This is a genomic window from Wolbachia endosymbiont (group A) of Philonthus cognatus (genome assembly GCF_947251755.1).
Lineage (GTDB): Bacteria > Pseudomonadota > Alphaproteobacteria > Rickettsiales > Anaplasmataceae > Wolbachia > Wolbachia pipientis.
In genome coordinates this window covers 997,733-1,012,875 of the sequence record NZ_OX366388.1, presented here as the reverse complement: position 1 = coordinate 1,012,875, position 15,143 = coordinate 997,733, and the positions used below count along the sequence as shown (strand labels likewise).

The following is a 15,143-nucleotide window of genomic DNA, read 5'->3' as shown; positions in this document are numbered from 1 at the left end:
ATGGAAATACTACAAAAAAATGGTTTTTTTATTATCAAAAATCTGGTTCCTTTAAAGCTAATAACTCAGTCTTTAAGTGATATAACAAATAAGATATCAGAGCTATCCCAAGAAATAAGTGTTTCAACTTCTGACTACTTAAACTGTACCGGCAGATGGGGCATGTTATCTCAAGTAACTAGAATTATATCTCAAGCATTAGATAAAATTATTAAAAATTACCTTGAAAAGTCACTTCAGTGTCAGATACTGCAGAAAAAATCAAATGTTATATGTAAAACTGCTGATTTAATAGATGCAGTTCCCTTCCACCAAGACATCTCCTATAGTTTCAATGATCCTTACCACTTTTCCGTTTGGTTAGCTTTGAATAATGTAAGTGAAACTTCAGGTGCACTACAAATTATAGAAAACAGTCATAAATGGGAAATACAGCCTTTAGTTGATTTTTGGTACCCATATTTTTTTGATCAGTACTCAAACAACCGAGAAAATTACAAAATTAAGTCACTACCTATTTCAGCAGGAGATGCGATAATTTTTGATTCACGGTTATGGCATGGTAGTGATAAGAATACAGATGCTAAAGATAGATTTGCTTATGTAACAAGGTGGATTATAAAAGATCAAGACCTTCCCTATGTGCCAAAACCTCAGCCTTCAGTTTTTGGTATACTCAATTGTGGTGAGTTAACAGAATCTATACTGAGAGAATGCTTGTCATTGTTTGGCTACCAGGAAAGTATAAAAGCAAAAAACATGGAAGAACTTATCAAGAGCTGGTTAGCCTTTATTACAGATACAACTACAAATATTTCTGAGATCGACACTACTGAGGCTAAGCGAGATTTATATAAGCTACTTATTCTGAATCGAGCATCAGCACTACATGATGCTGGAGACATCTCAGGAAAAATATACAAAAATTTATGGTTTTCACTACTTGTATTTCTCAATAAAAAAGTCAACGTAGTGGAGCTAGCATTGTAAATGAACAGAAGTAGAGTTGATAGCTTCAAATGTGTATTGATGTTCATCTTGAATATAGTATCTAAATTCAAGCTTAATGTACTTATAATGTCTTTAGTTGCTCTGGTGGTAGCTGTTGATTTGTCTTTTAGAAAGTATTTAGTAAAAAATATTCTAGATACAGCTGTAAAATATCAGGAAGGTAATGTAATTGAAAATCTTTTATTACCTGTAAGCGCTTATCTTGGTATGGCATTACTTATCACTACTGCTTTTAGATTCTATGGCTATTTTGTTGACATTCGAATGTTTACCTTAATGCGTCAAAAAATAGCTGATATGTCTTTTTGTAGGCTACTCCAACAAGACCATTCCTATTATCAGAACAATTTATCCGGAAGTTTAGTACATAAGGCCAGTAACTTAATGGATAGTGTGATAGAGTTAATAAGATTGCTTATAGATTGTTTTTTCGGTTACAGCATAGCATTAGTCTTAGCTATTTATACCTTATCATTAGTAAACATAAAATTTGCAATCGCTACATTCACTTGGGTAAGCATTTTTATTTTAGTATCGATTTTCAGCTTTCGTGTACTTACTGAACTAGCTGATAATTACTCTAAACAAAATTCACAAGTAATAGCTAGTATAGCAGATAGTATTTTAAATGTTATATCAGTAAGGCTATTTTCTCAGCAAGCACATGAGAGACACAAATTTTTTCAAATATGCAAGAAAAGAACTATTGCAGAGAGAAAATTACAATGGGCATACTTTTGTCTTTGGTTTATATATGGCTATTCATTTGATATACTCCAAGCAGTAAACTTATACTTTTTAATTTATGACTATCAATTGAACAAAGTTGCAATAGGAGATATTGCTCTTGTACTTGGAATTAATATATCGATTATAGAGTTTCTTAACCATCTAACTAGGAATCTTACGCAATTTTCTACTCATTTCGGCAAAGTTTCAGATGCATTGCCAATCTTGACTACTGTACCAGAAATTCAAGATAAGAAAAATGCTAAAGAATTAAATTTATTAAGTGGAAGAATAACGTTTAATAATGTTTCTTTTTCTTATGAAGGTCAGGAGCCATTATTTCAAGATTTCTCAGTTACCATTAATCCTTGCGAAAAGGTAGGTCTAGTTGGTTATTCTGGAGGTGGTAAATCTACTTTTATAAACTTAATTCTAAGGCTATTTGATGTTAAAAAAGGTAATATACAGATTGATAATCAAATAGTATCAGAAGTTACACAGAGTTCTTTGAGGCAACAAATATCTGTAATACCTCAAGACCCATTGTTATTTCATGATACTATTTTAGCAAACATCATATATGGTAAACTTCAATCTACTATAGAAGAAATAATGAGAGCTGCAAAGCTAGCTGGTATTCACGATTTTATTATGACTCTACCAGATCAATATGGAACTACAGTTGGAGAAAAAGGCATCAAGCTATCTGGAGGAGAAAGACAAAGAATAATAATAGCAAGGGCATTTTTAAAAAACGCTCCAATATTATTTCTTGATGAACCAACTAGTCAGTTAGATTCTATAACAGAAAAAACAATTCAAATGAGTTTATTTAAACTGATGCAAAATAAAACTACGATTACTATAGCACACCGTATTTCTACACTTTTACACATGGACCGAATTCTAGTATTTAACAAAGGAAAAATTGTCCAAGATGGTAAACATGCTGAATTAGTTTCTAAGCAAGGTCTTTACAAGGAACTTTGGAATGCTCAAATTGGTTGTTTGAATGGCAAAAAATAAGATGGAAAAAATTATTGATCTGAGAAGTGACACTACAACTCTGCAGAGCTCCAACGTTATACATGCAATAAGTAATGCAACTGTTGGAGATTTTGCTTATGGTGAAGACAAAAGCTGTAATGACTTATCAGAATATTGCAAACAATTATTCAAAGTAGAAGAAGCATTATTTGTAACCAGCGGTATGCTTGCAAATAGATTAGCCATTGCCAGTCAAACAAGTCCTGGTGATGAACTAATAACTCATTATAATTATCACGTTAATTTTTTCGATAGTGCAGGCAATGCAAAAGTAAATAATATCGTATTTAATTGTATTAGAAATAATAGCGGAATCTTAGATGTTGCTGAAGTAGAATATGCTATTAATTCTAAGCCGAGGTATAAAATTTTTGCTCAGGTCAGTCTTATTTCTATAGAAAATAGTATAAATGGGTTTAATGGTAAAATTTATCCTTTTGAAAAACAAGTCGAGTTATATCACTTTTTAAAAGCTCACAATGTAAATCTTCATTTAGACGGTGCAAGAATATTTAATGCTCATATCGAAACAAATATTGCTTTAGCAGATTATGCTAAATATGTGGATACAATGAGCTTTTCTTTTACTAAAGGACTTGGCGCTCCTTTTGGTTCAATGCTTATGGGTAAAAGAGAGATAATTGAAAGGGCTAAAAAGCTACAGGTTTGGCTAGGTAGTGGTTATCATCAGATAGGGTATTGTGCTAATGCAGCAAAGTATGTACTACAGAACAATATTTCTAGGCTTAAAGAAGACAATAAACTCGCCAAACTGTTTGCAGACAAGATTAAGGAAATTCCACACATAAAACTGGTACTACCTTATCCAGAAACTAATATAGTAAGCTTTAGTATAAAAGCACTAAATGTAACTAATGAGGTTTTCTTGAGTAAGTGCCAAGCTTATGGTTTATTGCTTTTTCCTTGGCTCGAGTCTCATATAAGAGCAGTTACCCATCTTGGCACAAAGGAAACAGACATCATGAAAGCTGCTGAAATTATAAAGGAGGTTGTGTTAAATTTAATATGAGAATAAAAATAGATTTCTTTAGCGATTCAAACACTGACCCTTCAGCTAAAATGAGGGAAGCGATGGCTAAAGCAAAAGTTGGAAACGAAGCCGCATGTGAAGATCCAACTGTGAACGAATTAGTGGCAACCGCATGTAAAATATTAGGTAAACCTGCAGGAATCTTTTTGATTTCAGGAACGATGTCCAATGTAATTGCTTATAAAGTACACATTCAAAGACCTGGTGATTACTTGCTGCTTGATGAAACTTCACATCCGCTCATAGTACAATCTGGCTTGATCGCAGCCCAGGCACATGCCACTCCTTTGCCCATCAAAGGTACGAGAGGAATATTTACTGAAGAACAAATTGTTGAGTTTATTACTCGTCCTAGCTTAAGAAATATTCCGAGAGTTGGGCTTGTTTCTATCGAACAAACGACAAATTTTGGTGGTGGAGCTGTGTGGCCTTTAGAATATATTCAAGAGATCTCAAGTCTCTGCAAAGAGAATGACGTATTCACTCATTTAGATGGAGCAAGACTGTTCAACGCTTGTGCTCATACTAAAATATCTCCAAAGGAGTATGCAAGTTATTTTGATTCGGTATTCATTGATTTTAGTAAAGGATTAGGTGCTCCAATGGGCGCAATATTGCTTGGAAGTGAAGAGTTTATTGAAAAAGCTTGGTACTATAAGTTTCAAATTGGCGGAGGTATGCACCAAGCTGGCATTATTTCAGCTGCATGTTTATATGCTTTACATAATAATATAAATTGTTTAGAGGAAGATCATAAAAAGATGCAGCACCTTATAGAAGGCCTAGACTCCATAGATCAAGTTATAATTGATATCGACCTATACAAAACTAATATAGCGTATTTTTCATTACGTACTAATTGTATATCTACTCAAGAATTAATAAACGTACTAGTTACAAATTATGGAATTAGAATGGCTAACATAAGAGGTAAAATCAGAGCTATAACACATAGAGATATAAGCTATGAAGATATTAATACTACTGTATCTGCTATAAGAAAGATACTAAGTAAGTAATTTTCTGCACTAATTGTTTGCAAACTTCTTGTCAAATAATATTATACCAATATAGTATTATGCTAGCATCTGCATAGAGCTATTTGGGAATAGGTGTGAACTTTGTCTTCTTTCAATATTTACTATTCTTCTGTGGATATATGCTGCTTTATTTATCAAGACAAAGTATACCAATTGCTCTACCACTGTTAATAGATACTGACCATGTAAAATTAAGCTATTTTTTTGCCTGCTTTTCTTTTTTTTATGGAGTATCAAAATTCGTTAATGGAATAATCATGGATTCCAAAAATAATCCATTATTTATGTTTGGGCTATGCAATATTGCAACTGGATTATTAACCATTGGTATAACTTTATCATATAATAATCTAACTTTATTACTGTTAACATTAATATTATTAGCTTGGACACAAGGGTTAGGTTGGCCAGCTATTACCAAGTTTATGGTTACAAACTCTAGCATCTCTTCAATTGCATCATCATGGGGAGTTATGAGTGCATCTCAGCAACTTGGTTCTTGTATTACTTTAATTGTATTACCAAGTATAATCAAAATATATGATGCAAAAAGTGCATTTTTGTACTCTGGTCTCTTATGCTTACTTTTTGGAATTTATATAATATTAAAAGCATATTATAAAGAAAGTGCCAACTTTACTACCTATTATAAGGTGCAGAAATCTCAGATAGGTGTCAAAGTGAAAAGTTCCATATGGTTTCTATGTTGTGCTACTTTTTGTGCTTATATTATAAAAATGGGAATCTTCTTTTGGTTTCCTATAATTTTAAAGGATAAATTACAAATTTCTCTTGTACAATCCTCACTAATAACAGGTGTATATGATTTAGGTGGAATCCTTGGAACTTTAATCACAGGAAGAATTAGTGATATGTACTTTTTTCAAAATAGAAGCTTGCTGGCATTACTTTACATGTTGGGTATAGCACTCACTTTTATTGCAATGAACTTTGGCCAAAACATAATTCTTATGAACCTTGGTGCAATCTTATCAGGATTCTTTATATTTGGAGTTCAAGTACTGACAGGTGTTATAGCTGTAGAAATTGCTCCACAAAATAATGTATGTGCAATTGTAAGCTTAACAGGATTATTTGGGTATATTGCAAGTTCAATATTTTCATGCGTGCTCTTAGGAGTACTTGTTAAGCACTTTGGTAACAGTATTATGTTTTCATTTTTTTCCATTTGCTCTGTTGTTGCACTCGTTTTCTTTTCCATACTATCAAGCAAAGACCTTAAAAAACTAAGTAAAGCGGTGTAGAAAACATTTCTCAACAGTTAAACTTTGTAGATAATTTTTTACCCAGGGAATAAACGTTATAGCCATATCCTAGTAGCAATTCATTATCTAACAAGTTACGAAAGTCAAAGATATTAGGTGTAGCCATAGCATCCTTTAAGATTAAAAAATCTTGATTTTTAAATTCTTTCCACTCCGTTAACAATAACAAGGCTTCCGCGTCCCTTGTAGCCCCTATAGCATTGTCCGCGTACTCTATATCCTTTAGAACTTGCCTAGCATTATCCATCCCCATTGGGTCATATGCAGTAATTTTAGCATTGTTATTCACTAACAATTGTACAATATCTATAGCTGGGCTATTTCTTACATCATCAGTACCAGACTTAAAAGTTAGCCCCCATATTGCTATTTTTTTATTTTGGACTCCATTTAATACATATTCTACCTTTTTAGCAATGTTTGTTATATGATTATAGTTAGATTCCTTAACTGAATTTAAAATTTGTAGCTTAACATTATGGTCTTCAGCAAGCCTTATTAAAGCTGACAAATCTTTAGGAAAACATGATCCTCCAAATCCTGGACCAGCTTTGAGAAATTCCTTACCTATTCTATGGTCCATTCCCATACTGTTAGCTAAAAGGTCAATGTCTGCTCCTAATAGCTCACATAAACCTGCCATCTCATTGATAAAAGCAACCTTTGTTGCTAGAAAAGTATTAGAAGCATATTTAATCATTTCAGCAGTAACTGTATCAGTGACTATTAACGGAATATTCTTATCTATAAATGATCTATATATAACTTCTAGTTTTGCCCTAGCTAGCTTAGTTTTTACTCCTATTATTATCCTATTTGGGTATAAAAAATCTGATACTGCAGAGCCTTGCTTGAGAAACTCTGGATTAACTCCTAAATCAAAGTTATAGCCCTTATTAGATAAATAATTATGTATATTTTCTGCAGTACCAGGAGGAACAGTTGACTTTATCACTATTAAGCAATCTTGATTAACTCTCTCAGAAACTTCACTTACTGCATTATATACATTCTTTAAATTTGCATTTCCTAGGGAGTCTGATGGAGTATCTACAGTTACAAATACTACTTCTGTATTGGGATTTATTTGAGAATACGAATCAAAAAATCTTATCCTTTGTGACTTTATATTATTCTCTAAATAATCTGCTAATTCAGGTTCATATAAGGGAATTTTCCCTGATTTCAAAAGTTCAATCTTCTCAGTATTTATGTCAATGCAATCAACTTTATGGCCCTGCTCCGATAACATTGTACCAGATACTAAGCCTACATACCCTACTCCTATAATAGTTATGTGCATTACCTTAAAAATATAGCTTAGCATCTAAAATAAATACCATTAACAATTATAAACTTTTGTTGTTACATTATTTTTCTTAATTGCCTTACCTTCCGAATAAGCTATAAATAAGGTTGATGGTATTAATATCAAAGTACCATATAAAGCACTTTTATCAGGTAATTCATTAAATATAACGTATGCTACTATTGCAGAAATTATTAGCTCTATGTATCTATACGGTGCAAGTGCAGTGGCATCAGTAAGAGCAAAAGCTTTTAACATGAAGAACAGAATTAGGTTTGAACTTATTTCTAAAATCAGCAGTAATACTAACTCCAACAAGGAAGGCATATGCCAATAAAATAACAAAGATGGAGTGGAAAAAATTGTTGTTGTTAGAGCTGAGTAAAATAATATACTTATTATTGTCTCCTTCATTACAAGCTTCTTATTAAGTACATCTAGTATAGCGAAGATTAATGCAGATACAATAAAAATAAGAATTTTAGGATTAAAATCCTCACTATAAGCTTTAGTAGTAATAGCAATACCAATAAAACCAATGACAGCTACTACCCATCTTTGCCAAATTATATTTTCTTCCAGAAAAGGAATTGCAAGAAGCATAACAAATAATGGTATTGAGAAACCTATAATTGTTGCAGTTACTATTGGGCAAATAGTCAACCCATAGGTCCATAAGGTCATTCCACAAAACAACAATGCACCTCTAGTTATTTGAATAGATATTCGACTTGTTTTACAAACTCCTATTCCATAGTAAAATATAAAAGGTATAAGAGTAATAGTGCTAAATAAAAAACGGAAAAAGATTATCTCAAAACTTTGAAGGTGTAAACCGAGACACTTTGATATAGTATCATTAACTACACTACTAAGTAAACTGAGTATAAACCAGGTAACTCCAAGCAAATAAGCTCTTAGTCTGTGATCCATAAAACTCCAAATTTAATATTTTATGAGATAACTTTACTGTACAAAAGATCAATAATAGAAAAGGTTTCCTCTATCTACTGTTTAACCATATTCATAAATATTTAGTAGAAATAATTTGAGAAGTATTATATAAAATGCAGCTTTATTGTATAATTTTAATAAACAGAAATGCTAACTGATTTTTTTGTAATATATGATAATACTTGCGGATACTATCACATTATCAGGAAAAGTAATCGGGAGTACTGACGGCTGTGGCGATTTTACCAACTGCTCCTCTGCTAGCATTAGCAATATGTGTTTTCAGTGTTAGCTGTGAAGACGTTAAAGAAAGTTATCAAACAAGCAAATTAGCAGCAAAACTTTATGAAAATGCTTCAGTTGAGTCAGCTAAACAAATTTTCAGAATAGATGTATTAAATACGTAACCATCTTTACTTATATCTTAATATACTGTTTCTCAGTACCGTCTTTAACACAATTCAATTTTCACACTCATCAGCAGTTAGGTCACTTGCTCGCACAATAATATCAATTGCAACACCTGCCTTTGCTAGATTTTTCGCAACCCTGATTTTCTCTGCTTTTTTAACTTTTTCCTTTCCATTTTTCATACTTTCAGATAGAGATTTGACTAGTGATTCTTGAGTCTCATCTTCTCTGTACTCATCCATTAAACTCAATAGCTTTTTGCTTTCTCTTGTTTTAGGTAGCAGAACTTTAATATTCACTGATAATTCTCCTGCTATTTCATATAATTTATCTAATGATATGGCAGTATACCCTTTTTCATATTCGTGTATTTCCTTGAGTGTTAAACCAACTTTGTTTGCTAAATCTTTTTGAGTATACCTTTTTATCAATCTCCATTCTCTTATTCTTTGCCCTATTCTGTAATATATAGAATCAGTGCAGATTTCTTTCTCTGTATTATCATACTCGTAAATAGATAAGCCCGTTGCCTGGGAAATAATATCAGTAGAAACTCCTTCTTTCACTAGATTTTTTGCTATTTCCAACCTTGCTTCTTCTTGATTAATTTTTTCACTAATATGGACAAACCTGACTAATGAAGGTACTATTTTACCTGACTTTTGATTCTCATATATTTTTGCTAGATAGAGTATTTCCTCGTCTTCATCTTCATACTCTCTTACTGTTATTGATTTAGGTAATAGATCTACAACATTAACTGACAGCACTCTTGCTATTACATATAGTACTTCAATTGGAATAGCGCTATAGCCATTCTCATAGCTGTTTACTTCTTGGTATGTTAAACCTATTTGACTTGCTAATCCTATTTGAGTATGACCTCGCATTAACCTACAATTTTCTATTTTGTGTCCTATTCCATAACTAACATTGCTTGCAGAAACAAACACATATACCTCCATTTAAGAAAAAAACTTTATTGCTATAATTTTTTCACGAGCTATCCATCTAAAACCATATCAATAGATAAACCTACCGCTTGCAAAATAATATCAATAGAAATTCCCCCTTTTACTAGATCCTTTGCAACTTTGATCCTTTCCGCTTTTCTCACTTTTTCTTCACAAATCCTTATACCTTCAAACAGAGACTCTCTTAATGCATGACGTAGTTCTTGGCTCTCAATTTCTTTGTATTCTTTAATCAAATCAGGTAGCTCATTTTCTATCTCATCTCCTGTTAGTTCAAGTAGGTCCATGATGTTAATTGATAACACCTTTGCTATTCCATATAATTTATCAAGTGGAACAGAAGTCCTTCCTTGCTCATAGTTGCTTATTTCGTGACGGGTTGTATTCATTTTCTCTGCTAAATCTTTTTGAGTATATTCCCGCACTAGTCTCCATTCTTTTATCTTTTTTCCTATTTGGTAGTATATAGAACCAACTTTTTCTTCAACACATTCATCAGCAGAGAGGCCAATTGCTTGTGAAACAATATCAATAGAAATTCCTGCTTTAACCAGATCCTTTGCAATTTTTATTTTTTCCGATTTTCTACTACTTTTCTCACTAACTTGGACAAATTTGGTTAGCAAACAAAACATCCTACGCAACTCCTGATCATTAATCTTTTTATATTCTCTTACTAGATCTAATATTTCCTCTCCCTCATCTTCAAGACAGCTTTTTGATATAGGAATAAGATCGGTAATACTGATTGATAGTGCCTCAGCTATAGCATATAACCTTTCAATTGGAACTCTACGATTCCCTTTCTCATATTGCAGTATCACCCAGTACTTTACACCAATTTTCCTCGCTAAATCCTTCTGAGTATACCCTCGCTCTAACCTCCAATTTTTTACTTTTTTCCCTACTTCATAGTCTAGACTTTTTTCCACGCAAAGAACCTTACATATAATATTTTCTACTATAGCTCAATTTTGTTAAGGCTCCAGTAAACTCTGGAACCTCAAAGTTAGCCATAATTAAAGCTTCCTACAAGTTTCTTTACTTTTTTCACGTACTTTATCTACCCATGAAGACAGCTTTTCACCTGGGCTATCAACCTCCTTCATAAGCTGCTTGCTATTCCATATGCCACATCTCATAAAACTTCCCTTTTCTACTGCTTCTTTAAGTTTTACTCCAGCAAAAAGGCAATTTTTTCCAAATTCTTCCCCTCTTTGTTGTAGTTCAGCCCACATTTCCTTGTTTTCTACTCTGACTTGTACTTGATCATATTTTTTTACATCGTGGTACAATATAATATTTAGCTTACCAATGCTTGTAGGAAATTCTAACATGATAGAGCTGCCATCTGAAATATCGGTATAGTTTCTTATACCTCCCTTCTCACTTTTAACTTCAACTGCATCATTACCAATTTTTAAGATATTACTTCCTAACTTTCTGTTTGCTTCCAGTATTTTGGCTACCTCTACCTTACTATTCCCAGAAAATTCTATATACGATGTTGTATTATCTATCTCAACATCTATTAATTCTCCTTCTTGCACAGCATTTTCGCCAGCTTCCTCTAGCTCTTCTAGTTGCTTATCTATCTGTGGCTGAACTTCTGGCTGTAGCTCATTATAGATTTCACCTATCAGTTTATTCTGCAGTAGAGTATCATGAAACTCTGCACCACTTAGCATTAATTTACGTATTAGCTTTTTACGATCAGCCTTATCAAATTTATGAAAATGTGTGCCCAGTATCACATATTCCGCGAAGCTCCATTCTCCATCATTACATGCATTTATCCTTGCTCCAGAAGCTAGTACTTTGTCTATAACTTTGTGCAATTCATTTACGTTTTTTGCCTCTACTATAGAACTCTTAAACCAGCTCAGCTTCTCTGTATTTGGCTTTATTTTTTGCAAAGCTGAGGCAAATGGATTTTTATCTTCTTGATCACTTACAGGTTTTGTACCATATATATAATCAAGTCCCTTTCCGTAGTTGATTTGAACGTCTCTATTAGGGAAGGGCACTTCTCCAGGTTTTTTAGCCTTATCAATTTTGCTTACAAAAGTGGACTGCTGGTTAGCATGACCAATTCCTACAATAGCATTTAACATCTCACCTTTTGACAATTTATCAAGATCAACGTTTAACTCGTAAACACCTCCCCCTTTATCACTAAAAGGTACAATTATTTTATTATTCATATTAGCCTCCGCTATTTTTCTAAGTGTATAGTTGTTATACACTCTATTACTCATTATAAATTATAGTGAGTAGATTTGCAAATACTTTCTGCTATAACAATCCGTTTTCTCTAAAGCTAAAATAGCCACCACTTGTGATGATAATGTGATCAAATAATCTAACGCTTACAGTACTACACGCTGCTGCTAAGCTCTTTGTTACTGCTTGATCTTCTTCTGAAGGCTCTAAGCTTCCTCCAGGATGGTTATGTGACATTATTACTAATGTTGCATTCTTTATTAATGCTTTTTTTATAATCTCCTTTATGTATACTGGTGCTTTTTCCATTTCACCAATATAGGATTCTTCTCCGATTAATTGGTGCCTTTTATTCAAGTACAGTATTTTTACACATTCCCTTTCTGAGTGGCCTATACTTACGTTTAAGTACTCTACTAGCCCTTGTAAGTCCATTATTGGCTCACTCTTAAGCTTTTCTTTCAGTACCCTTTCTAGTGTTTCCTTAACACACATAATCATTGCTACTGCAGAATCAGTCACTCCTTCTATAACTTTCAGGTCATCCATTTCTCTACCTAAAATCCTTCCTACTCCCGTATAAGTGTTCACCAGATTTTTAGCAATTTCTTGAGCTTGCGGCCTTTCATGTACTGCACTTAGAAATGTTTCCATTATTTCACGATCAAGTAGTGCTTTGCCTTTGCTTTCTAATATTCTGAATTCGATTTCTTCTTTACTTTTATTCATATAATTTACCTTTCACTAACAACAAACTTTTTTTAAATATTTACTGCTGTTTTTTTATCAGCATTGGCATAGAGCCATAGCTTTCGAGTGAAGTCAAATCAATTTTTCAATCTTTTTTACTTATTTTTTCATGAATAGGTGAAGATATTAATATATGGTGATTTTTTTATTTTAAACTTGTTGAATTTTGTCTAAAGAGATGCCTACTGTTTTTAAAATAATATTGATAGAAATTCCTTTTTTTACTAAGTCTTTTGCAATTTTGATCTTTTCTGCTCTTTTCACTTTTTCTTCGCAAATCCGTATGCCTTCAAATAGAGATCTTATTAATGCATTACGTAGTTCTTGACTTTCAATCTTTTTGTATTCTTTTATTAAATCAGGTAGTTCATTTTCTACTATCTCATCTTCTTCTATGAGCAGATCTGTAATGCTAATTGATAATGTTTCTGCTATTGCATATAATTTTTCCAGTGGAATGGCCACACGTCCTTGCTCATAGTTGCTTATTTCATCACGTGTTGTACTCATTTTTTCTGCTAAATCCTTCTGAGTATATTCCCGCACTAGTCTCCATTCTTTTATCTTTTTTCCTATTTGGTAGTAGATAGAACCCGTTTTTTCTTCAACACATTCATCAGCAGATAGACCAATTGTTTTTGAAACAGTATCAACAGAAACTCCTGCTTTAACCAGACCTTTTGCAATTTTTATTCTCTCCGTTTTTTTACTATTTTTCTCACTAACTTGAACAAATTTGGTTAGTAAACAAAACATTCTACGTAATTCCTGATCATTAATCGTTTTATATTTTCTTACTAGATTTAATATTTCCTCTCCCTCATCTTCAAAACAGATTTTTTCATTTGATACAGGAATTAGGTCTACAATACCAATCGACAATATCTCTGCTATAGCATACAACTTTTCAATCGAAATTTTACGTGTTCCTTTTTCATATTGTAGTACTATTTGATACGTTACACCGATTTTTTTTGCTAAATCTTTTTGACTATATCCCTTTGCTAATCTACGATTTCTTACTTCCTGTCCTATTACTTTGTAATCTAAAAAATTAGAGCATTTATTCTCTTTTTTCACATTTTATACTCCATAACCAGAAGAGCTGTTACGTATACTTAATTGGCAACCTTTTTGACAAACTGAACTCATCTCCTTTCAAACAATTTTTCTATATCACTTAGTTTCATTTCTATATACGTTGGTCTTCCGTGATCAGAATATGGAGTTTTCTCAATTTGTCTTAGTATCTCATTCATCTCTTCCAATTTCATTTTTCTTCCTGCCCCGTGGCAAGCGATTATGGATGATATTTTGTTCACCTTATCCTCTATTGGTAGCGTATCTTCTATTTCCATTAACTTATCTACTATATCAACTAGCATCTCTTTTATATCTATTGTTCCCAAGATTGCAGGTATTTCTTTTACCCTTACTTTATCTTCTGATTCTATTTCAATACCAAAACCCATTTCAAAAAGCTTATCTTTATAAGTTTTAACCATCTCCATTCCAGCTTGGTTTTTAATTTCAACTATTTCAGGAATGAGAGCCTGTTCATAATCTTTTCAGAAGTAAGGCAGTGAAAGCCAGAACGACCATTTGTAGGCTAGTATTGAGTTTTCGCTCACAATTTTTCCACAATCTTCTACATTTTTCTAACCAAGCAAAAGATCGCTCCACAACCCATCTTTTGGGCAATACAACAAAGGAATGTAATTCATTTCTTTTTATCACTTCAACGGTTGCACCAATAATCGTTTTTATTTGAGTTGCAAAATTCTCTCCAGTATAGCCTGCATCAACCAGTACATTTTTAACTCCCGAGAGGTTTTCTTTTGCATTTTCGACCATTCTCACAGCACTGCTACGGTCAGTTATCTCTGCTGTTGTTATATAAATTGCATGCTTGCGTATCTACTGCAATATGGCGTTTTATTCCTGAAATCTTTTTGCCTGCATCATAGCCTTTTTCTTCAGCAGTATCTGCATTTTTTACACTCTGTGCATCAATTATGCAGAAGCTGGTTTTTTCTTTCCGACCATTGTTTTGTCGCAACTATTTTTTTTTAACACCAGCTCCAGAACACTTTCTTTATCTGCATCTGGTTTTTCACTCCACTTCTTAAAATAGTCGTAACAATTGCGCCATTTTGGAAACTCTTTTGGTAGCATTCTCCACTGACAACCGCTTTTCAGAACGTATAACACTCCACAAAATACATCATACAAATCAAGTTTTCTTGGTTTTGTTTTTTTTCTACAGGACTCTAGATCTGGTAACATAATCTCAAATCTTTCCCGACTTATATCACTTGGGTATAAACTCCTCATATATCCTAACTTATATATATTATC

General features: G+C 32.7%; 13 protein-coding genes and 2 pseudogenes. 6 read left to right on the top strand and 9 right to left on the bottom strand.

Going from position 1 to position 15,143, the window contains the following annotated elements; genetic code table 11:
• The 5 genes from OPR21_RS04785 (at position 1) to OPR21_RS04765 (ending at position 6,143) form a co-directional block, all read left to right on the top strand.
• Complete coding sequence (locus OPR21_RS04785) at positions 1–990, top strand: phytanoyl-CoA dioxygenase family protein (protein ID WP_320157063.1); 990 nt, start codon at positions 1–3, stop codon at positions 988–990.
• Entirely contained in the window at positions 991–2,766 is a 1,776-nt protein-coding gene (locus OPR21_RS04780) for an ABC transporter ATP-binding protein (protein ID WP_265029670.1), read from the top strand.
• A gap of 1 nt (position 2,767) precedes the next feature.
• A complete protein-coding gene (locus OPR21_RS04775; protein ID WP_265030308.1) occupies positions 2,768–3,817 on the top strand; it encodes a threonine aldolase family protein in 1,050 nt (349 codons plus the stop codon).
• Positions 3,814–4,857 (top strand): threonine aldolase family protein, encoded by a 1,044-nt coding sequence (locus OPR21_RS04770; protein WP_265029669.1) that lies wholly within the window; start codon positions 3,814–3,816, stop codon positions 4,855–4,857. Before OPR21_RS04775 ends, OPR21_RS04770 begins: the two co-directional genes overlap by 4 nt.
• A 140-nt stretch (positions 4,858–4,997) precedes the next feature.
• Entirely contained in the window at positions 4,998–6,143 is a 1,146-nt protein-coding gene (locus tag OPR21_RS04765; protein WP_265029668.1) for an MFS transporter, read from the top strand.
• A 10-nt stretch (positions 6,144–6,153) separates the two neighbouring features.
• On the opposite strand, the gene OPR21_RS04760 is transcribed toward OPR21_RS04765, so the two are convergent.
• Positions 6,154–7,467: a UDP-glucose dehydrogenase family protein gene (locus OPR21_RS04760; protein ID WP_265029667.1), complete on the bottom strand. Its 1,314-nt coding sequence runs from the start codon at positions 7,465–7,467 to the stop codon at positions 6,154–6,156.
• A gap of 39 nt (positions 7,468–7,506) precedes the next feature.
• The gene (locus tag OPR21_RS04755; protein WP_265029666.1) at positions 7,507–8,406 is read right to left on the bottom strand and encodes a DMT family transporter; all 900 of its coding nucleotides are present in this window, start codon (positions 8,404–8,406) and stop codon (positions 7,507–7,509) included.
• 254 nt (positions 8,407–8,660) lie between these two features.
• Between OPR21_RS04755 and OPR21_RS04750 the strand changes: the two genes are divergently transcribed.
• A complete protein-coding gene (locus OPR21_RS04750) occupies positions 8,661–8,834 on the top strand; it encodes a hypothetical protein (protein WP_265029665.1) in 174 nt (57 codons plus the stop codon).
• Positions 8,835–8,888: 54 nt separating this feature from the next.
• Here the strand turns inward: OPR21_RS04750 and wmk (OPR21_RS04745) are convergent, their stop codons facing one another.
• The 7 genes and pseudogenes from wmk (OPR21_RS04745) to OPR21_RS04715 all read right to left on the bottom strand — a co-directional run bounded on the left by wmk (OPR21_RS04745) (position 8,889) and on the right by OPR21_RS04715 (position 15,119).
• Complete coding sequence (gene wmk / locus OPR21_RS04745; protein WP_406829249.1) at positions 8,889–9,803, bottom strand: WO male-killing family protein Wmk; 915 nt, start codon at positions 9,801–9,803, stop codon at positions 8,889–8,891.
• A gap of 38 nt (positions 9,804–9,841) precedes the next feature.
• A complete protein-coding gene (gene wmk, locus OPR21_RS04740; protein WP_265029663.1) occupies positions 9,842–10,744 on the bottom strand; it encodes a WO male-killing family protein Wmk in 903 nt (300 codons plus the stop codon).
• Between the two features lie 87 nt (positions 10,745–10,831).
• Positions 10,832–12,016 carry a hypothetical protein gene (locus OPR21_RS04735; RefSeq protein ID WP_265029662.1) on the bottom strand — a complete coding sequence of 395 codons (1,185 nt, stop codon included), beginning with the start codon at positions 12,014–12,016 and terminating at the stop codon, positions 10,832–10,834.
• Between the two features lie 91 nt (positions 12,017–12,107).
• Positions 12,108–12,764 carry a JAB domain-containing protein gene (locus OPR21_RS04730; protein ID WP_265029661.1) on the bottom strand — a complete coding sequence of 219 codons (657 nt, stop codon included), beginning with the start codon at positions 12,762–12,764 and terminating at the stop codon, positions 12,108–12,110.
• Positions 12,765–12,935: 171 nt separating this feature from the next.
• Positions 12,936–13,865, bottom strand: a complete 930-nt coding sequence (gene wmk, locus OPR21_RS04725) for a WO male-killing family protein Wmk (RefSeq protein ID WP_265029660.1) — start codon at positions 13,863–13,865, stop codon at positions 12,936–12,938.
• A 68-nt stretch (positions 13,866–13,933) separates the two neighbouring features.
• Positions 13,934–14,344 (bottom strand): annotated as a pseudogene (locus OPR21_RS04720) (DNA mismatch repair endonuclease MutL); the annotation flags it as partial.
• A pseudogene (locus OPR21_RS04715) lies at positions 14,343–15,119 on the bottom strand (IS5 family transposase). The pseudogenes OPR21_RS04715 and OPR21_RS04720, both read right to left, overlap by 2 nt.
• Positions 15,120–15,143 lie beyond the last annotated feature (24 nt).